Below are 18643 nucleotides of genomic sequence, written 5' to 3' on the forward strand. Positions count from 1 at the left end.
TGGGAATCCGCCCGCTAGCATCAGTGGAAGCGGGACGAATGCCCGTTAACCGAAGTAGTCGCTGAGCTGGGCGAATGTGAGGGTATCGGGCGCGCACTGGCGGTGCGCCCGTGGTGAGGAAGAGGAACAGCAAGCTATGCCGATTGCTTCAGATCCCGGGGCCGACCCGGTGCCCGAATACGGCGCATGGCGCAAGGGTGTTGCCGGGGTGCTGGCGAAGGCTCGCCGCGTCGATGTCAGCGAACTTCCCGAGGAGCCCGAGCGACTGCTCGACGAGACCACCTATGACGGGCTGACGGTCGCCCCGCTCTACACCCGGCGCGATGAGCTGCCGGAGCAGCCCCTGCCCGGAACGTTCCCCTTCGTTCGCGGCCGAGACGCCACTCGCGACGTGCACCGGGGTTGGTTCGTCAGCGCCCGGTTCGCCCAGCGCGACGCCGCGGCGGCGAACCGCGAGATCCTGGCCGCGCTGGAGAACGGGATCAGCGCGATCTGGCTCGGTGCCGGCGAGCGCGGCGTACCGGTGGCGGATCTGCCGACCGCCCTGACCGGCCTGCTCTTCGAACTCGCCCCGCTCACGCTGGACGCGGGCGGCGACGTCGCCGACGCGGCGGCGCAGGTGTTCGCGGCGCTCGACGGCTACACCGCGCCAGCGCGCGATGGCATCCGGGTCTCGCTCGGCGCCGCGCCTCTGACCAGCCGCTTCGCCGGCCCGGCCGACACCGGTCTCACCGAGGCCGTCGCACTGGCCGGACAGGCGGCGCGACGACCGGAAACGGTGCGTGCGATCACCGTGGACGGGACCGTCTTCCACGACGCGGGCGCCTCCGACGCCCAGGAACTGGGCGCGGCGGTCGCCGCGGGCCTGGCCTACCTGCGGTCGCTGACGGAGAGCCTGGACATCGCCGACGCGCTGGGACAGCTGGAGGTCCGGTTCGCCGCCACCGACGATCAGTTCGCCACCATCGCGAAGTTCCGTGCCGCCAGGCGGCTGTGGGCGCGGGTCGCGCAGGTCTGCGGAGCACCGGATTTCGGCGGCGCGCCCCAGCACGCGGTCACCTCGGCCGCCATGATGAGTCAGCGCGACCCCTGGGTGAACATGCTGCGCACCACGCTCGCCGCGTTCGGCGCGGGCATCGGCGGCGCCGACACCGTGACCGTGCTGCCGTTCGACTCCGCCCTGCCGCCCGGCGAACTCGGCGTGTCGCAGGCGTTCGCCGATCGGATGGCCCGCAACACTCAGCTGCTGCTGCTCGAGGAATCGCACCTCGGCCACGTGCAGGATCCGGGTGCGGGCTCCTGGTACGTCGAGGACCTCACCGCCGCGCTGGCGGCGAAGGCATGGGAGTTCCTCCAGGAGATCGAGGCGGCCGGAGGCTACCTCGCCGCGCTGGAGTCCGGGCTGCTCGCCGAGCGGGTCGCGGCGACCAAGGCCGCTCGCGACGCCGATGTCGCGCACCGCAAGACCGCCGTCACCGGCGTGAACGAATTCCCGAACCTCGCCGAGCAGCCGCTGTCCGAGGCGGCGCGGCAGGCCGGCCGGGTCGCCCGCTACGGCGCCGCGTTCGAGCAGCTGCGCAACCGCTCCGACGCCTACCTCGCAGAGCACGGCGCGCGGCCGAAAGCGATGCTGGTGCCGCTCGGCTCGGTGGCCGAGCACAACGTGCGGGTCACCTTCATCGCGAATCTGCTGGCTTCGGGCGGCATCGAGTCGATCAATCCGGGTCCGCTCGCGGTGGACGGAATCGCCGCGGCGGCCGCCGAAGCGGGGGCGCCGATCGCGGTGCTGTGTGGCTCGGATACGCGCTACGGATCGGAAGCGGGTGAAGCGGTGCGGCAACTGCGCGCCGCGGGCGTGCCCACCGTGCTGCTGGCGGGTGCGGCGAAGGCCGTCGCCGACCTGGACGACGCGCAACGCCCGGACGGATTCCTCGCCGCGCGCATCGACGCCGTCGCCGCGCTGTCCGGCCTGCTCGAGAAGGTGGGAGCCTGATGACCACTCGTGAGATCAAGCACGTGATCGGTAGTTTCGCCGACGTGCCGCTGGCCGAGGGCGCGCCGGAGCCCGCCGCGGTCGACGCGGCGCAGGTGACGGAGTACGTGCGCGCGGCCGCGGCGGCCAACCAGTACGCCCCCGAACAGCTGGTGTGGTCGACCCCGGAAGGCATCGACGTGCCACCGGTGTTCACCAAGGCCGACCGGGACGCGATCGCGGCCGCAGGATATCCGCTCGACAGCGTGCCCGGTGTCGCGCCGTTCGTGCGCGGTCCGTACCCCACGATGTACGTCAACCAGCCGTGGACCATCCGCCAGTACGCGGGTTTCTCCACCGCAGCGGACTCGAATGCCTTCTACCGGCGCAACCTGCAGGCGGGCCAGAAGGGTCTGTCGGTCGCGTTCGACCTGGCGACCCACCGTGGCTACGACTCCGATCATCCGCGGGTGCAAGGCGACGTCGGCATGGCGGGCGTCGCCATCGACTCGATCCTGGACATGCGCCAGCTGTTCGACCACATCCCGCTGGACCAGGTCAGCGTCTCGATGACGATGAACGGCGCGGTGCTGCCGATCCTGGCGCTGTACGTCGTGGCCGCCGAGGAACAGGGCGTCGCGCCGGAACAGCTGGCCGGAACCATTCAGAACGACATTCTGAAAGAGTTCATGGTCCGCAACACCTACATCTACCCGCCGAAGCCATCGATGCGGATCATCTCCGACATCTTCGCCTACACCAGCGCGAAGATGCCGAAGTTCAACTCGATCTCCATCTCCGGCTACCACATCCAGGAAGCGGGCGCGACCGCCGACCTGGAACTGGCCTACACCCTCGCCGACGGCGTCGAGTACATCCGGGCGGGCATCGACGCGGGCATGGAGGTCGACAAGTTCGCGCCGCGGCTGTCGTTCTTCTGGGCCATCGGCATGAACTTCTTCATGGAGGTCGCCAAGCTGCGCGCCGGGCGCCTGCTGTGGAGTGAGCTGGTCGCGAAGTTCAACCCGAAGAGCGCGAAATCGCTGTCGCTGCGCACCCATTCGCAGACCTCCGGCTGGTCGCTCACCGCGCAGGACGCCTACAACAACGTCGCGCGCACCTGCATCGAGGCGATGGCAGCCACCCAGGGCCACACCCAGTCGCTGCACACCAACGCGCTCGACGAGGCGCTGGCGCTGCCCACGGACTTCTCCGCCCGCATCGCCCGTAACACCCAGCTGCTGATCCAGCAGGAGTCCAACACCACCCGCCCGATCGACCCGTGGGGCGGCTCGTATTACGTCGAGTGGCTCACCCACCAGCTGGCCGACCGCGCCCGCGCGCATATCGCGGAGGTCGAAGCGCACGGCGGCATGGCGCAGGCGATCGGCGAGGGCATCCCGAAACTGCGCATCGAAGAAGCCGCCGCGCGCACCCAGGCGCGGATCGACACCGGCCAGCAGCCGGTGATCGGCGTCAACAAGTATCAGGTCGAAGAGGACCAGCAGGTCGAGGTCCTCAAGGTCGAGAACTCGCGGGTGCGCGCCGAGCAGATCGAGAAGCTGCGACGCCTGCGCGCCGAGCGCGACCCCGACGCGGTACGGCGGGCGCTGGCCGAATTGACCCGCGCCGCGGCCTCTTCCGAGGGCGGCATGGCGAACAACCTGCTCGCGCTGGCCATCGACGCCGCACGGGCCAAGGCCACCGTCGGCGAGATCTCCGATGCGCTGGAGCAGGTATACGGCCGCCACCAGGCGGAGATCCGTACCCTCTCCGGTGTGTACCGCGACGAGGCAGGGAAGGTCACCAACATCACCAAGGCGAGCGAGCTGGTCGAGGAATTCGCCGAGGCCGAGGGCCGCAGGCCGCGCATCCTCGTCGCGAAGATGGGGCAGGACGGCCACGACCGGGGACAGAAGGTGATCGCCACGGCCTTCGCCGACCTCGGCTTCGACGTCGACGTGGGCCCGCTGTTCCAGACCCCGGAAGAGGTGGCGCAGCAGGCGGCCGACAACGATGTGCACGTCGTCGGTGTGTCGTCGCTGGCTGCGGGCCACCTCACGCTGGTGCCCGCCCTGCGGCAGGCACTGGCCGATGTCGGACGCCCCGACATCATGGTCATCGTCGGCGGCGTCATCCCGCCCGGTGACTTCGAGGAGCTCTACCAGGCGGGCGCGGCGGCGATCTTCCCGCCCGGCACGGTGATCGCGGACGCGGCGATCGACTTGCTGAAGAAGCTCGGCGCCGAACTCGGTCACGAACTCGGCAGCGGCGCCGCGGATTCCGCCGCGACGGAATGAGCGAAGCGGGTTCCCCGGCGCGCGACACCCCGAAGGTGACCGCGCGCCGGGCGATCGACGTCGACGCCCTCGCCGCGGCGGTCCGCGCCAACGAGCGTGCCGCTCTGGCGCGGGCGATCACGTTGGTGGAATCCACCAGGGCCGATCACCGTGCGCTGGCGCAGCAGCTGCTGCTGAAAGTGACGCCGGAGGCGGGCGCGGGGGGCGCGCCGTCCAACCGCGTCGGCATCACCGGCGTTCCCGGCGTCGGCAAGTCGACCTTCATCGACGCGCTCGGCATGTATCTGATCGAGCGGGGGCACCGGGTCGCGGTGCTGGCGGTCGACCCGTCCTCGACCAGGACCGGCGGTTCCATCCTCGGCGACAAGACCAGGATGGCGCGGCTGTCGGTGCAGCGCGAGGCCTACATCCGGCCCTCGCCCACGGCGGGCACGCTCGGCGGCGTCGCCAAGGCGACACGCGAGACCATCGTGCTGCTCGAGGCGGCGGGATACGACGTGATCCTGGTGGAGACCGTCGGGGTGGGCCAGTCGGAGGTCACCGTCGCGAACATGGTCGACGTGTTCTGCTTCCTCACCCTGGCCAGGACCGGCGACCAGCTGCAAGGGATCAAGAAGGGCGTGCTCGAACTCGCCGACCTGGTCGCGGTGAACAAGGCCGACGGCAAACACGAGGTCGAGGCCAGAGCCGCCGCCCGGGAACTCGCGGGCGCGCTGCGGCTGATCCACCCGCACGACGCGCTGTGGCGGCCGCCGGTGCTGACCATGAGCGGTTTGGAAGGCGTCGGCCTGGACCGGTTCTGGGACACGGTGCTCGAACATCGTCGTGTGCTCACCGACGCCGGGGAATTCGCCGAGAAGCGCCGTCGCCAGCAAGTGGACTGGACCTGGACCATGGTGCACGACCAGCTGCTGCGCAGGCTCTCGGACAACCCGGACGTGAAAGCCATGCGGGCGCAAGTGGAGAAGCAGGTCCGCGACGGCACCCTCACCGCCGCGCTCGCCGCCGAGGAACTGCTGAACGCCTTCGACGGCCGCTGAGCCGCCGGGATCCGATCCAACGCCTACCGCGCGTTCAGCTGGATCCGCGCCACCAAGGCACGGTGGTCGGCGCCGGGGAGTCCCACGGTCTCCACCGCGACCGCGCTACCGTCGGCGACGAGGATGTGGTCGATACCGACCAGGGGCGGCCACCGTTTGTCGGTCGGATAGGTGACCAGATGTCCGGCGCCCGCCTGCTCGGCGGCGTCGGCGAAGCGGCCGGACAGCATCGCGCGGAACTGCCGGTGGTCGTAGGTCGCGTTGAAATCGCCGCCGGCGAGCACCGGTCGATCCGCGGGTGATCGGTCGAGAATCACCCGCAGCCGGGACAATTCGTCGGCCCAGACCCGCGTGCCGTACACCGGCGGTACCGGATGGAAGGCGTACACCGCGACCGGGCCGACGCCTGGAACGTCGGCGGTCGCCGACAGCTGGTTCAGCACGAAGCCGTCGTACTCGACGGTTTCGGTCAGCGGGTAGCTGCTCCATATTCCCGTCCCGGTCGCTGTCCTTCCCGGTGAGACGAACCGGTACGGCAAGACCTGGTCCAGTCCCGCGCGGCCGAGTTCCTCGACTGCCGTCGGCGTGAGTTCGTTCACGGTGAGGACGGCGACGTTCCTCGCGTGTATCTCGTCGACCAGCGCCCGGGGATCGGCTCCGTCGAAAAGGAGATTGGCTTGCATCACCGTCAGGGTGTGCCCGTCCGCGTCGCCGGAACGGCCGACGTACAGCGGCGCTTGCGTCCACGCCGCGATGGCGACGACGACGATCGCGACCGCCGCACCGCTCCACTGCCGCATGGCGACGAACGCCACCGCCCCCAGCACGGCAGAACCCATCAGATACGGCGCACCCGAAGCCGCCAAGACCAACATCCGAGACTGCGACCCACTGAAGTGCAGTGCGAGCCCCACGCACCCGGCCAGTGCGGCAAGCCAGGCCAGTAGCTGGACGACGACCACGATCGACTTCGAGATCACGTCCGATATTCGAACACACCGGCGACGCCGGGCATTCGACGGCAGCCGCCGCCGACCGCTGCCGAGGCAGAGCGTGTTCTTCGGCCGTTCCAGACGCCGTAGGTGACAACCGCGGCGGCCAGGTGCGGTCGGGCTGGTGCCCGCACTGCCCAGCGCTCACGGTCATGGCGACCCGAGCCGGTCGACACCGGTCATTCGAGGCCGAACAGCGCCGCCGCATTGCGGTAACAGACCTGGCGCAACCAGTCGTCACCGAGATCCAGCCGTTCGAGCGCCTCGATCGAATGACCGTAGGAATGTGGGATGTTCGGGAAGTCGCTGCCGAACAGGATGCGGTCGGCGAAGGCGCGCAGCCTACCGTGTTCGTGCACCGGAAACGGGGCGTCGGCCTCGGAGAAATCGGTCCACACCATGGTGGTGTCCAGCCGCACGTCCGCGTAGGCCTCGGCCAGGTCCAGGAATTCGGAGTACTCCGGCGTGCCCATGTGCGCGACGATCAACCGCAGGCGCGGAAAGCGCCGCAGCACACCGGCGATCGGTTCCGGCCCGGTGTGCGTTCCGGGCGCGGGGCCGGAACCGCAATGGATGACGATCGGAACGCGCGCGTCCTCCAGCAGGCCCCACACCGGGTCCAACAGCGGGTCGCCCGGATGGTAGCCGCCGACTTGGACGTGCGCTTTGAAGACGCGGGCGCCGCGTTCGACGGCCTCCCGCACATAGCTCGCGGCCGGTGGTTCAGGAAAGAAGGTGGCGGTGTGCAGGCAATCGGGCGTGCGCGCCGCGAAGTCTGCGGTCCATTCGTTCAGCCACGCGGCCATGTCCGGCTTGTGGGGGTAGACGAGAGCGGTGAACGCGCGAACGCCGAAGTCGCGCAGCGTCTTCAAACGGACCTGCTCGTCGGCGCGGTAGGTGATCGGCCAGGCGCGGCCGGTCAACGGACCTGCCGAGTCGAAGTAGGCCCACACCTTCCGCAGCACCTGGTCGGGCATGAAATGCGTATGGACGTCGACGATTCCGGGCAGGCCGAGCCGGGTGCGGAAGGCGGCCAGGTAGGTCGTGTCGTCGGCGTCGGTCACCGGACCTCCTGTGCGGCGGGCGGATGCACCGTGCGCGCGAGGTCGCCGACCCGGGCGATCAGTCGCTCGAAGAACAGCTTCTGGTCGGTGCCGATCACGATGTCGGCGTTGGGTTCCCGGCCCCACATGCCCGTCCAGTCGGCGACCGTGGTCGCGCGGGTGATGGTTCCGGCCAGTTCCACGTCCACCGTCGCCGGGCGGGTACGGGCCAGCGCCGGGTCCAGCGCCACCGCGGCCGCGAACGGGTCGTGCATGTGGGCCAAGTAGCCCAGGTCGTAGCCGTGGTGGAAATCGAAGTAGAACCGCACCGCGTCGGTGACGTGCCGGACGATCGGATTGCTCGCCGCCGAGCGGGCCTCGGGCGGATCGGCGGGCGAGACGACCTCCACCGGATAGCTCTTCGCGCGCTCGGCGAGGCGGGCCAGGTGCTCGGGCCGCATCTCGATGGTCTCGGTGATGTCGAGCGCGCACACGATCGGCCTGCGCTGTGCGGGGGCCGCGGCGAACGCGTCGAAGACCTCCTTGGCGGCCTCCGGATCGACGTGCACGTTCCACTCGTTGGTCGGCGTCGTGTTGCCCGGATGATTGAACGCGCCGCCCATGATCACCAGGCGGTGCAGCAACAGCGGCAGCTCCGGTTCGATCCGCAAGGCGAGTGCGAGATTGGTCAGCGGCCCGGTGCACAGGCCGACGATCTCCCCGGGATGCGCGCGCACCAGCTCGACCCACATCCGCGCGGCCGATCGCGGCGAGAGACGGCGAGCCGACCGGGGGAGTTCGGCGTACCCGATGCCCTGGGGTCCGTGCGTGTCCTCGGTGGTGCGCAGCGGGATCGCGAGTGGTTCGGCCGCGCCGAGCGCCACTTCGATGTCCGGCGCGTGGCAGACGTCCAGCCAGGCCAGATTGTTCGCCGCCACCTGCGCCGCCGGAACGTTGCCCGCGGTGGCGGCGATTCCGGTGATCTCGGCCTCGGGGGAGCCGAGCACGTACAGCAGCGCGAGCGAGTCGTCGATGCCGGTGTCGACGTCCAGGATGATCTTCTGCCGCACGGGACGAGACTAGCGAGCCGGGGTGCCGGGGCGTCGCCGAGGTGGCCGATAGCTCGGTGATGGCAGGCGGTAGTACATACGTCTGGTACATATGTCTTAGACGTTGTAGCCTCGAGTCATGGGAAATCGCGAGGATCTGCTGGCGGGAGCACGGAAAGTCATCATCGAGCGGGGCGTCGCCAAGGCGACCGCCCGCGACATCGCCTCGGCGGCCGGTGTGAGCCTGGCGGCGATCGGCTACCACTTCGGCTCGAAAGACCAGCTGATCACCGAGGCCCTGGCCGACTCGCTGGGCACCGCGATCGGCGACAGCATGGAACAGAAGATCCGCGAGGGTAGTGGTGTGACGCCGCTGGCAGCGTTCGCCACGATGTGGAACGGCATGCCCGCGGTGTTCACCGAGAACCACGACAGCATGCTGGCGAGCATGGAGAACCTGGTTCGCGTCGCCCGCTCGCCGGAGTCGCGGAAGTTCTTCGCGCAGAGCCTGCCCGGGGCCTACCGGGAGATGGCGGACGCGCTGCGGGCGGCGCACCCGCAGCTGAGCGAAGACCAGGCCGAGGCGATCGGCGAACTGTATTTCGTACTCGTCCAGGGCCTCGGCGTACTGCAAACCATCGCTCCGGACGCGAACCTCCCCGACGGCGACCGCCTGGCGCAGGCGGTCGCCGCACTGGCCGGGGTCGAGGATTAGTGCTCCTGGACAGCACCGACGGGGACGGGGCACAGGCGCGGTACCGCGAGCGCCACTGGTCGGCGCCGCGAAGGATCTCGCGGCGCCTCAGCGGGACGGGTCAGTGGGTCGGCAGGGGCCAAGCGGGACGGTCCGCGCCGTAGGCGGGTGCGGGCCAGGCGTAGTCCGGGTATTCGGGGAGTACGGGGGGCGCGGTGACGACTTGTCCGTGTCGGACCACCTGTGCTGCGCTCGGCTCCGCGGCTGCCGGATGACGCGGTGTGCGGTCGGGGGCGCCGAGCAGCCAGGACGCGGTGCGGGCCAGAGCCACCCGCACGTCCCGCCCGATGCCGTCGCCCGCGCGCGCGACCAAGGCGTCGATCACTCCGGCGGCGAGGAGGTAGCCCGAGGCGTGGTCGAGCGCCTGGGCGGGCAGCGCTCCTGGCACGGAGGGCGCGCCCTCCAGGATCGAGATGCCGGATGCGGCCTGCACGATGCTGTCGAAGCCGCGCCGCTCACCCCACGGCCCGGCTTCACCCCAGGCGGACACCCGCCCGTGGATCAGCCCTGGCCTGGCGGCGGCCCGCACCCCGGCGCGCTCCAGTGCGCCCGGCCGGTAGCCGGTGATCAGCACGTCGGCGGCGGCGATCAGATCATCGAGGCCACTGGTGCGCAGATCGACCAACGCCGAGCGCTTGCCCTGACCGGTGTCGGCGAATTGCCAGGGGATCTCGGGCAGTTGCGGCGGGTCGACCCGCAACACTTCGGCGCCGAGCAAAGCCAGCGCCCGCGTCGCGACCGGGCCCGCGATCACCCTGGTCAGATCGAGCACACGCAATCCCCGCAGCGGCTGCAAAGGTGCGGCGCCCGTAGGCAATCCGGCTTCCCCGCGGTCGGCGCGCCGGTCGATCGCGACCAAGGGGCCCGCCGCCGCGGCCTGTCCTTCCGGGCTGGCGGTCCACTCGTCCTCGGTACGGACGCGGACCGCGATAGCGCCCTGCGCGGAGGCCTGTTCCTCCAGATCCGAGGCGCGGACCATCGCAATTCGGGCGACGGCGAGATCGACCGGCACGGAGTCGGGCAAGCCGAGGGTGGCGAGCAGTCGCGCCCGGTGATGCGGATAGTTGGCGTGCGTGCGAACCCATCCGTCGAAGGTGGGGAAGAAGCCGGAGAGGTCGGCGAACTGCGTCGGCAGTTGGCCGCCGATGCGTAAGAGACGCTCGCTGGAGAAGGCCGCGGTGATGCGGGCCGGGTCGATGCGATGCGCCACCGGGGCCAGACCGCGGGCCGCCCGCATGCGGTTCGCCGCGGCGGTCAGCGCCGCGACCGAACCGGCGGCGAGTGCCCAGACCGGTAGTGTCGCGGCGAGATTGCTACCCGGATCGGGCGCGGAGGAGATGGGCGAGGCGGTGACACCGATACCGGCCTCGTAGTCCTGGACGAGCCGTGCGTGCGTGTTCACTCGCTTCAGCGTAGTTGGCGGTACGGCGAACTCGGGTGCGGTGGTCGTCACAGCCGCGCCGGATGCGGTCCGCGGCTTCCGCGCCGCACCGTCGTTCTGTGGTGTCACCTGCGCCGATTCGGGTCGGCGACCAGGGTGACCCGCATGCGGGCGCGCCGCGCCTCGATGCGGCGGGGTGGTCGACGAACGGATGGCGCGCCCGTCCAGGTGGAACCCATGGACAGGCCCGAACGGCGACCGCGGGATCGCACAAGGGCGAGGCCGGGATAGCGGATGAAATGCTGACGAGCTCGAGGCTCCGGCGTCTCGGATGGTGGTGGATGCGGGCCGTGGCAGCACCATGTCACACCAAAGAGACTGTCCGAGCGCACTTCTCGCCAGTGAAAATAGTGGGGGGCGCGAAGACCGGACGTATCGGCCAGCATGTCCACATGCTGCACCGCAGCAGCCGGCGCGGTGACGCAGCGCCGATCCGATGACCTGTCCGTCGCGTGCGGGCAGAGGGGCAGAGCATGGCCGGCGCACCGAACTGCCGCGCGTCGGCCATAGGTGAGGTCGATCGACGATGACGAACGTCTACGCCGGAAGCGCGGAATACACGGTGCCGACGATCAGAAAGAAGCCGAATTCACCCGCGCGAGAACGCGTGCCGGTCTTCGGCATCGACCTGCGGCCGCGTGCGGCTCTGCTCCCGGACCGGGTCCGCTCCGCGCCGATCACACTCGACTACGAGCTGATGGCCGTGCAGGACGCGCAGAACGCGGGGTACCTCCGGGAGATCCAGGACCTCGCCGCCGAGCGCGCGGCACTCGGCACCGCCGGTCACGACCAGGCGACGCGATTGCGCGTGGAGCAGCTCGAGGCCGCGCTCGCGGCGGCGACGACGGACGCGGCGGCGGCGGGAGTCGCCGCGGGCGACGTCGATCGTGCGGTGGAGTACGGCCGCGCCAGCGCCTACTGGGCCGACCGCCCCGCGCACCGCTACCTCGGCCGGATCGCTCAGTTGACCGACGAGATGAGTTCTCGTCTTACGGAATTGGCCGACTATCGGCAGCGGATCGCCGAACTCGAACAGCGAATCGCGCGGACGAGCCCCGGCGGGGCCTGAGCCGTCCGGCACGCCCCGGTGCCGTATCCGCCACCGCGGACGGGGATGCTGCATCGGTGCAGGAGATCTTTCGGACTGTCGGCGTCGAGGGGTGGGTGCATGCCCGGTGCGTCGATTGCGGCGCCGAGGCGGGCGTCCGGGCGGACGAACCGGTGGTGCTCGCCTCGGTGGTGAAGGTGCCGCTGGTCCTGGAGTTCGCCAGGCAAGTAGCGGCGGGACAGTTGGACCCCGCCGACCGAGTGCGGGCGCGGGCGGCGGATCGGCTCGGCGGCGTCGGCACCGCGGGCTGCGCCGACGACGTCGAGTTCAGCCTGCGCGACGCGGCGTACTTCGCGCTCACCGTCAGCGACAACACCGCGGCGGACCTGCTGTTCAACCGGGTGGGGCTGGACAACGTGCGCTCGCTGCTGCGCGAACTGGGCCTCGCCGCCACCCGCGTGGTGGGTCCGCCGCGCACCGTGGTGCAGTCCATGGCCGAGGACATCGGCGCGGCCGACGCGGCCGAGTTCGCCCGCCGGTTTCCCGCGCTCGACGCCGAGCAGGTGCTGCGCACCCGCGCGCTGGACCCGCGGCGCACCACCGCGAGCACCCCGCGGGAGATGGCGCGGCTGCTCAGCATGATCGCCCGGGACGAGGCGGGCGCACCGGAGGCGTGCCGGTGGGTGCGTGATCTGATGCGTCAGCAGGTGAACTGGTACCGGCTCGCCGCCGCCTTTCCGCCGGACGTGCAGGTCTGGGCCAAGACGGGGACGCTGCCCGGGGTGCGCAACGAGGTCGGCGTCGTCGAGTATCCGGATGGAAAGCGTTATGCCGTAGCGGTTTTCACCCGAGCGGCGACCTTGGCGCAGCGGCTGCCGGAGGTGGATCGCGCCATCGGCGCAGCCGCCGTCGAGGCGATCGGCCGGATCGTTCACGGCGGGCCGTAGACGACGTTCCATGGCCGTTGCGGTGGGTCCGCGACCGGACTCGGCCGTGACGCGCCGTCGCCTTGCAGCACCGCGACGACCAGTTCGGCCAGCTCGCCCACCAGCGGATGCGCCACGCCCACCGGCCAGGCCAGCGACAACCGATGACTCAGCGTGCCCTCCGGCAGTGGCCGCCAGACCACGCGGGGTTCCTTCTGCGCCACCATCCCCTGGTCGAAGGCCACACCCCGCCCCGAGAGCACCATGCCCAGGACGAATTCGGGATTGCGCGCGTGCTGCACCGAGACCGGGCGGAAGCCGTGCTCCCAGCAGCGGCGCAGCGTGGCGTCGTAGAGTCCGGGCGCGGCCGCGCGCGGGAAGATCACCAGGCCGTGCCCGGCGAGGTCGGCCAGTTCCAGCGCCGACCGCGCGGCCAGCGGCGAATCGCGGGGCAGCACCACGCCGAGCGGTGTCTCCACCACCGGGCCGAGTTCCAGGCCGACCACGTCGACCGGGTGTTGCAGCACCCCGGCGTCCAATTGGCGGTCGGCGAGCAGCCGGACCTGCTCGGCGGTGGTCAGTTCCTGCAGATCCACCCGGACGTCCCTGGCCTCGAACGCGGTGAGCAGCGCGGCGAGGACCCGCCCGGCCAGTTCGGGCGGCACTCCGATCCGCACGGCGTCCATCTCGCCCCGATGCGCCTTCCCGACCAGCGTTCTCGTCCGCTCCCAGCGCGCAAGCAGGTCTCGCGACTCGGCGAGCAGAATATGCCCGGCCTCGGTGAGTTCGACGCGGCGGCTGTCGCGCTCGAACAGACGCGCGCCGAGGTCGGCCTCCAGGCGGCGGATGCGCTGGCTCAGCGGCGGCTGGGCGATGCCGAGCCGCTCGGCGGCCCGCCCGAAATGCAATTCCTCGGCGACGGCGACGAAATACCGGAGCTGGCGCAGTTGATCCACGCTGCGACGATATCCTTTTCGATATCACCGAGCGTCGACACCGGTCTTGGACACGGCCGCAGGGCATGTGGTGTGGTGCCCGCATGACAGGTTTCGGACGGCGTGAATTTCTCGGCGCGACGGCGGGCGCGGCCGCGCTAGCAGGGCTAGTCGCTTGTGCTACAACGGATTCCGACGATAATGGTGCGTCGACTTCGGTTCCCGGGGGCGGATCGCCCGGCGGGGTGACGCTGCGGTGGTGGGGCAACAACAGCTGGGAGATCCGCCTGCCGGGGGGCAAGGTCGTGCTCATCGACCCCTGGCTGACCAGGTTCCATACCGGAACCTACACGGCCGAGGGCGCGGATCCGCAGACGCCGATCACCGTGGACACCGCGCTGATCGACCACTACGTCGACAGCGGTGAATTGCGCGCCGATCACATCCTGGTCACCCACGGCCACTACGACCACTTCACCGACGTACCGTATCTGGCGAAGAAGACCGGAGCGACGGTGCTCGGCACCGAGACGCACCTGAACCTCATGGCCGCGCTCGGCGCCCCGGAGCAACAGCTCGCCTTGGCGACGGGCGGCGAGTTCCTCCGTTTCGACGGATACACCATCCGGGTGCTGCGTTCGCTGCACTCCGCATCCGGGGCGCGCGCCACGGTGGCTTTCGCGGGTACCCGTCCAGGCTTGGGCGCGGGAGAACTGCCGCAGCCCAGGGTGATTCGTGATCTGGTCGAGGGCGGCACACTCGCCTACGAGGTGAGCGGCGGCGGCGTGAGCGTGCTGAACTTCGGCGGCTCGAACTACATCGAGTCGGAACTGACGGGCTTGCGCCCGGACGTGCTGCTGCTGCCCGCTGGAGGCGGGAAGATCCAGGACTACGTCGGGCGCCTGCTGCGCGCCACCGGCAACCCGCGCTACGTGCTGCCCACCCACTGGGACGACTTCGACCATCCACTCACCGAACCTGCTCGCGACTGGGGCGGTCTGGAGCCGCTACGAGCGGCGGTGCGTGCGGCGAGCCCGCAGAGCACTTTCGTCACCGTGGACCATCTACAGACCTTCACGCCGTGACCGGCCTGGATCTCGCCGGGGCCGATCGGGTCGGGTGCCACAGCACAAGCGTCGTCAGTGCTCGACCGGCCCGTCGATGAGTCCGCTTGCGGCGCGGTGGATCTTGGCCAGCGCGGTGAGCAGGTTGTCGCGTTCTGCCGAGGTGAGGGACGCGGTGAGACGATCTTCGAGAGATCGGCGTTCCGCTTCGATCGGGGTGCGCAGGCGTCGGCCCTCGTCGAGCAACCACAGGCGGACGAGCCTGCTGTCCTTGTCGTCCCGGCGGCGCTCGAGCAGTCCGGCCTCCGCCATGCGGGTGGCCATTTTGACGACGGTGGGCGTGCTGACGTTCAGTGTGGCCGCGAGTTCTCCCGGCGTCCTGCCGTCGCGCTCCCACAGCGCCGCCAGCAGGTGATCCTGGCCGAGATGCAGTCCGTGCCCGCGCAGGGCGGCCTCGGCGGCGGCGCGCACGGCCTTGTTGGTCTTGCCGTGCAGGTCAAGGAATTCCGGCATCAGGGGCGGCATCGGCGTCGCACCGGTCCGGCATGCGGTCGAGGCCGCCGCAGCCGCCGGGGTGCGCCGGAACGTGCAGCTGTCATCGATCAACGTCCTGGGCGATCCGATGCCCGCCATGGGCCGCTGGCATCACGAACGGGAGCGACTCGTCCGCGCCTCGAGTATCCCCGCGACGTTCCTGCGCCCCGGCGGATTCATGACCAACGCGCTGGAATGGATCCCGACCCTCCGCGAGGACGGCTACGTACTCAACCCGATCGGCCCGGGCAGGCATGCGCCGATCGATCCGGCCGACATCGCCGCCGTCGCCGCTGCCGTCCTGACCGGGGACGGGCACGCGGGCCGGGAATACACCCTCACCGGCGCCGAGGTGCTCACCGTGCCCGAGCAAGTCGAGATCCTGGCCGGGACGCTCGGGCGCACGATCACTGTGCGCGAGGTCGCGACGGCGGATGAGGCGGTTCGCGCCCGGTTTCCCGGCGGCGCCCCGGAAGTTCTGGCGGCTGCCATCGTCGAGGGATTCGCCGTGATGCGCAAGGACACCGTCGGTCTGCGCACCGACACGGTGGAACAGCTGATCGGACGCCCACCGCGCTCGTTCGCGGAGTGGTGTGCCCGTAACGCGGACGCGTTCCGCATCGGCTGAGTCGTCGGATCGCTATACCCGCCCCGCCGGGGCTGGCCCGGCTGCGGCCGATCGCGCGGTCGTACCCGACCTGGCGACCGTGTGGTCGCCTGAAGGCTTCACCCGATGCGGCGGCCGTGGCGACTACCGTGGTCTGGTCCGGCCGCGTGCCGGGACATGCGACGGAGAAGGGAGATCGAACATGGCAGGCGGTATCACCGACTCGGAGTGGTTGCGGACGCTGCGATCCGAGGCGGTCGTGCGGCATCACCTGCTGTGCTTCCCGCCGGGCGGAGGCTCGGCCACGGCATACCGAGATCTCGCACAGCGGTTCGGGCCGGGTGTCGCGGTGTCCGCGGTCCAGTATCCCGGGCGGCAGGACCGGCTGGGCGACGACCTGATCACCGACCTGGCCGCACTGGCGGACCGGATCGCGCGAGAGGTGCTCGCGCAGGGCGAGATCGCGTCGCTGTCCTTGTTCGGCCACAGCATGGGCGCGACCGTGGCGTTCGAGACCGCGCGCAGGCTGGAGCGCGCCGGGCAGCCGCTGGCCACCCTGTTCGTCTCCGGCCGTCCCGCACCGACATTCGAGGAGACGCAGCGGCTGCACCTGGCCTCCGACGACGCGCTCATCGATGAGCTGGTACGGCTGGCCTCGGATCCCGCTCCACTGGAGATGCTGCGCGCCGAGCCGGGCCTCGCCGAACTCGTGCTGCCCGCCGTGCGCGCGGATTATCGAGCGGTCGAGACCTATCGTCATCAGCCGGGAGAACCTTTGCGCGTCGACATCGCGGCGCTGGTGAGCACCGAGGACCCGACGATGCGACCCGAACAGGCCGACGAATGGCGAGCGCACACCAGCGGCGGATTCGATCGGGCGACGTTCCCCGGCGGGCATTTCTACCTGGACGAGCACGGCGCGCAGGTCGCGAGCTTCGTGGAGCGCCACCTCGCCGCCTGAGCAGGGCCGCCTCGTCAGTGCGGTGCGTGCACACGGGTGGCCGGGGTGGCCCGCCTGCGCAGCGCCCACCCATAGCCGATCCAGGACGCCACCACCAGCGCGGCCACGACTGCCCGCACCAGCCCGAGTGCGCTTTCGGGGTAGATCACGCCGGTGATGTAGTGATCGATGAAGCCGCTCGACGGCAGCCGCTGCTCCCCGGCACGCTCGCGCGCCCAGTTCTCCAGATACGTGAGCGGGCAGTCGATGCCGAACACGATCGTGCTGAATCCCCAGCAGACCGCGAGCACGTGCAGCCAGATCGTGCGCCCGAAGCGCCACGCGAGGAACCCGCCGACCACCACGTAGGCCACGAACGCGAAATGCGTGACGGCGGTGGCGTCGGCCAACAGCCGGTAGAGCACGCCTCCAGCGTAACCTTCCCTCGCGCGGCGGGTCCCGGGTCGGCCGCTACCACGGGGAAGGCTGGTAGTCCTTGAGGAAGCAGCCGAACAGATCGATCCCGTTCTCACCCTGCACGATGGGGTCGTAGACCCGCGCCGCGCCGTCGACCAGGTCCAGCGGGGCGTGGAAACCCTCTTCGGCGAGGCGGAGCTTGGTGTAGTGCGGGCGCTCGTCGGTGATCCAGCCGGTGTCGACCGCGGTCATCAGGATGCCGTCCTGCTCGAGCATCTCCCTGGCGCTGGTGCGGGTCAGCATGTTCAGCGCCGCCTTGGCCATGTTGGTGTGCGGGTGTCCCGGGCCCTTGTAGGCGCGGGAGAACTGCCCTTCCATGGCGGAGACGTTCACGACGTATTTCCGGCGCGCCGCGGCGGCCGCCATCGCCGGGCGCAGGCGCGAGACGAGGATGAACGGCGCGACCGAGTTACACAACTGCACTTCCAGCAGTTCGGTCGGATCCACCTGCGCGACGGTCTGCACCCAGCTGTTGGTGTGCGCGAGGTCGGGCACCAGGCCGCCCGCGTCGATCGCGACGCCGCGCGCGATCCGTTCCGGCGTCGCCGATCCGGCGACCAAGGCCAGCTCGGCGACATCGGCGGCGGTGAGTGCCGGGGTGAGCGAGGCGGTCAGCGCGGTGGGGTGCGCCTGCATGGTCTTGCCGAAGCTGACCACCTCCGGCAGCGCGCCCGCGGGCAGCGGACCCGATTCCGCCTCGACCAAAGCGCTGTAGGCGCCGGGGGAGCGACGGACCGTCTGTGCGGCGTTGTTGATCAGGATGTCCAGCGGGCCCTGGGCGGCGACATCGTCGGCCAAGGCGACCACCTGGGCCGGATCGCGCAGATCGATGCCGACGATGCGCAACCGGTGCAACCAGTCGGCGCTGTCGTCCATCGCGGCGAAACGCCGGATCGCGTCGTTGGGAAAGCGGGTCGTGATGGTGGTGTGCGCGCCGTCGCGCAGCAGGCGCAGCGCGATGTACATGCCGATCTTGGCGCGGCCGCCGGTGAGCAGTGCCCGCCTTCCGGTCAGATCGGTACGAGCGTCCCGTTTGGTGTGGCTGCGCGTCGCGCAGTCCGGGCACAGCTGGTGGTAGAAGGCATCGACCCGGGTGTAGCGCTGCTTGCAGATGTAGCAGGGACGCGGGCGGATCAGCGTGCCCGCGCTGGCTCCGGTGGTGGTGGAGCTGATCGGGATGCCCGCGGTCTCGTCATCGATCCGGTTCGGCGAGCCGGTCGCGGTCGCGGCGACCACCGCGCGGTCGGCGGCCGACACCGCCGCGCGCGCATCCGAGCGGCGCCGCTGCTTGAGCTTCTTGAACATGTGCCCGACCGCGCGCTGCACCGCCACCGAGTCGGGATGGTCCTTCTCCAGCGCTCCGGCCTGCTCCAGGACCCGAAGACAGGTCGCGAGGTCCTCGGGATCGATCATGCTTTCGGCCATCGCGGCGGGGGACATCCTTCATCGAGCTGGGCAGACGACCGGCCCATTGTCGCAAACTCGCCGGACCGGTCGCCCGCGCCCCGTCCGGTACGCCGT

17 protein-coding genes are annotated in these 18643 nt (G+C 70.4%); 9 read left to right on the plus strand and 8 right to left on the minus strand.

Features of this window, described 5'->3' with window-relative positions; genetic code table 11:
- Nucleotides 1–136 precede the first annotated feature (136 nt).
- From ACIA5H_RS07615 to meaB, 3 genes are read left to right on the plus strand one after another with little or no spacing between them, the layout of a single operon-like run.
- Entirely contained in the window at nt 137–1993 is a 1857-nt protein-coding gene (locus ACIA5H_RS07615) for a methylmalonyl-CoA mutase family protein (RefSeq protein WP_397074632.1), read from the plus strand.
- The gene (scpA, locus tag ACIA5H_RS07620; RefSeq protein WP_379255429.1) at nt 1993–4272 is read left to right on the plus strand and encodes a methylmalonyl-CoA mutase; all 2280 of its coding nucleotides are present in this window, start codon (nt 1993–1995) and stop codon (nt 4270–4272) included. The genes ACIA5H_RS07615 and scpA overlap by 1 nt, the downstream gene beginning before the upstream one ends.
- Complete coding sequence (meaB, locus tag ACIA5H_RS07625; RefSeq protein WP_397074634.1) at nt 4269–5312, plus strand: methylmalonyl Co-A mutase-associated GTPase MeaB; 1044 nt, start codon at nt 4269–4271, stop codon at nt 5310–5312. Before scpA ends, meaB begins: the two co-directional genes overlap by 4 nt.
- A gap of 23 nt (nt 5313–5335) precedes the next feature.
- Here the strand turns inward: meaB and ACIA5H_RS07630 are convergent, their stop codons facing one another.
- From ACIA5H_RS07630 to ACIA5H_RS07640, 3 genes are all read right to left on the minus strand, one after another.
- The gene (locus ACIA5H_RS07630) at nt 5336–6292 is read right to left on the minus strand and encodes an endonuclease/exonuclease/phosphatase family protein (protein WP_397074636.1); all 957 of its coding nucleotides are present in this window, start codon (nt 6290–6292) and stop codon (nt 5336–5338) included.
- A gap of 191 nt (nt 6293–6483) precedes the next feature.
- Nucleotides 6484–7368: an amidohydrolase family protein gene (locus ACIA5H_RS07635; RefSeq protein ID WP_397074639.1), complete on the minus strand. Its 885-nt coding sequence runs from the start codon at nt 7366–7368 to the stop codon at nt 6484–6486.
- Entirely contained in the window at nt 7365–8417 is a 1053-nt protein-coding gene (locus tag ACIA5H_RS07640; RefSeq protein WP_397074641.1) for a nucleoside hydrolase, read from the minus strand. Before ACIA5H_RS07640 ends, ACIA5H_RS07635 begins: the two co-directional genes overlap by 4 nt.
- A 118-nt stretch (nt 8418–8535) precedes the next feature.
- Here ACIA5H_RS07640 and ACIA5H_RS07645 point away from each other — a divergent pair, with 118 nt between their 5' ends.
- Nucleotides 8536–9111 (plus strand): TetR/AcrR family transcriptional regulator, encoded by a 576-nt coding sequence (locus tag ACIA5H_RS07645; RefSeq protein WP_379255435.1) that lies wholly within the window; start codon nt 8536–8538, stop codon nt 9109–9111.
- A gap of 100 nt (nt 9112–9211) precedes the next feature.
- Here the strand turns inward: ACIA5H_RS07645 and ACIA5H_RS07650 are convergent, their stop codons facing one another.
- Nucleotides 9212–10552, minus strand: a complete 1341-nt coding sequence (locus tag ACIA5H_RS07650) for a CoA transferase (RefSeq protein WP_379255437.1) — start codon at nt 10550–10552, stop codon at nt 9212–9214.
- 565 nt (nt 10553–11117) lie between these two features.
- Between ACIA5H_RS07650 and ACIA5H_RS07655 the strand changes: the two genes are divergently transcribed.
- Together ACIA5H_RS07655 and ACIA5H_RS07660 are read left to right on the plus strand one after the other, a co-directional pair.
- Nucleotides 11118–11660, plus strand: a complete 543-nt coding sequence (locus ACIA5H_RS07655) for a hypothetical protein (protein ID WP_397074644.1) — start codon at nt 11118–11120, stop codon at nt 11658–11660.
- A gap of 56 nt (nt 11661–11716) precedes the next feature.
- Nucleotides 11717–12586, plus strand: a complete 870-nt coding sequence (locus tag ACIA5H_RS07660; protein WP_397074646.1) for a serine hydrolase — start codon at nt 11717–11719, stop codon at nt 12584–12586.
- Here the strand turns inward: ACIA5H_RS07660 and ACIA5H_RS07665 are convergent.
- Nucleotides 12571–13521: a LysR substrate-binding domain-containing protein gene (locus ACIA5H_RS07665; protein WP_379255443.1), complete on the minus strand. Its 951-nt coding sequence runs from the start codon at nt 13519–13521 to the stop codon at nt 12571–12573. The two genes, ACIA5H_RS07660 and ACIA5H_RS07665, sit on opposite strands and share 16 nt — an antisense overlap.
- Nucleotides 13522–13745: 224 nt before the next feature.
- On the opposite strand from ACIA5H_RS07665, the gene ACIA5H_RS07670 reads away from it, so the two are divergent.
- Nucleotides 13746–14585 carry an MBL fold metallo-hydrolase gene (locus tag ACIA5H_RS07670; protein ID WP_397074649.1) on the plus strand — a complete coding sequence of 280 codons (840 nt, stop codon included), beginning with the start codon at nt 13746–13748 and terminating at the stop codon, nt 14583–14585.
- A 54-nt stretch (nt 14586–14639) separates the two neighbouring features.
- Here the strand turns inward: ACIA5H_RS07670 and ACIA5H_RS07675 are convergent, their stop codons facing one another.
- Nucleotides 14640–15077: a MarR family winged helix-turn-helix transcriptional regulator gene (locus ACIA5H_RS07675; RefSeq protein WP_397074651.1), complete on the minus strand. Its 438-nt coding sequence runs from the start codon at nt 15075–15077 to the stop codon at nt 14640–14642.
- On the opposite strand from ACIA5H_RS07675, the gene ACIA5H_RS07680 reads away from it, so the two are divergent.
- Both ACIA5H_RS07680 and ACIA5H_RS07685 read left to right on the plus strand, forming a co-directional pair.
- Nucleotides 15049–15726, plus strand: a complete 678-nt coding sequence (locus ACIA5H_RS07680) for an NAD(P)H-binding protein (RefSeq protein WP_397074653.1) — start codon at nt 15049–15051, stop codon at nt 15724–15726. The genes ACIA5H_RS07675 and ACIA5H_RS07680 overlap by 29 nt on opposite strands.
- 181 nt (nt 15727–15907) lie before the next feature.
- Nucleotides 15908–16666 (plus strand): thioesterase II family protein, encoded by a 759-nt coding sequence (locus ACIA5H_RS07685; protein WP_397074655.1) that lies wholly within the window; start codon nt 15908–15910, stop codon nt 16664–16666.
- 14 nt (nt 16667–16680) lie between these two features.
- Here the strand turns inward: ACIA5H_RS07685 and ACIA5H_RS07690 are convergent, their stop codons facing one another.
- Together ACIA5H_RS07690 and ACIA5H_RS07695 are read right to left on the minus strand one after the other, a co-directional pair.
- Nucleotides 16681–17070 carry a DUF2784 domain-containing protein gene (locus ACIA5H_RS07690; RefSeq protein ID WP_355078435.1) on the minus strand — a complete coding sequence of 130 codons (390 nt, stop codon included), beginning with the start codon at nt 17068–17070 and terminating at the stop codon, nt 16681–16683.
- Between the two features lie 46 nt (nt 17071–17116).
- Entirely contained in the window at nt 17117–18547 is a 1431-nt protein-coding gene (locus tag ACIA5H_RS07695; RefSeq protein WP_397074658.1) for an SDR family NAD(P)-dependent oxidoreductase, read from the minus strand.
- Nucleotides 18548–18643 lie beyond the last annotated feature (96 nt).

The organism is Nocardia sp. NPDC051900 (assembly GCF_044452545.1).
GTDB lineage: Bacteria > Actinomycetota > Actinomycetes > Mycobacteriales > Mycobacteriaceae > Nocardia > Nocardia sichangensis.

Excerpts from the sequence above, each read along its gene's own strand:
- ACIA5H_RS07615 (WP_397074632.1), top strand. The coding sequence starts at position 137 with ATGCCGATTGCTTCAGATCCCGGGGCCGACCCGGTGCCCGAATACGGC.
- scpA (WP_379255429.1), top strand. The coding sequence starts at position 1,993 with ATGACCACTCGTGAGATCAAGCACGTGATCGGTAGTTTCGCCGACGTG.
- meaB (WP_397074634.1), top strand. The coding sequence starts at position 4,269 with ATGAGCGAAGCGGGTTCCCCGGCGCGCGACACCCCGAAGGTGACCGCG.
- ACIA5H_RS07645 (WP_379255435.1), top strand. The coding sequence starts at position 8,536 with ATGGGAAATCGCGAGGATCTGCTGGCGGGAGCACGGAAAGTCATCATC.
- ACIA5H_RS07655 (WP_397074644.1), top strand. The coding sequence starts at position 11,118 with ATGACGAACGTCTACGCCGGAAGCGCGGAATACACGGTGCCGACGATC.
- ACIA5H_RS07675 (WP_397074651.1), bottom strand. The coding sequence starts at position 15,077 with ATGCCGGAATTCCTTGACCTGCACGGCAAGACCAACAAGGCCGTGCGC.
- ACIA5H_RS07685 (WP_397074655.1), top strand. The coding sequence starts at position 15,908 with ATGGCAGGCGGTATCACCGACTCGGAGTGGTTGCGGACGCTGCGATCC.
- ACIA5H_RS07695 (WP_397074658.1), bottom strand. The coding sequence starts at position 18,547 with ATGGCCGAAAGCATGATCGATCCCGAGGACCTCGCGACCTGTCTTCGG.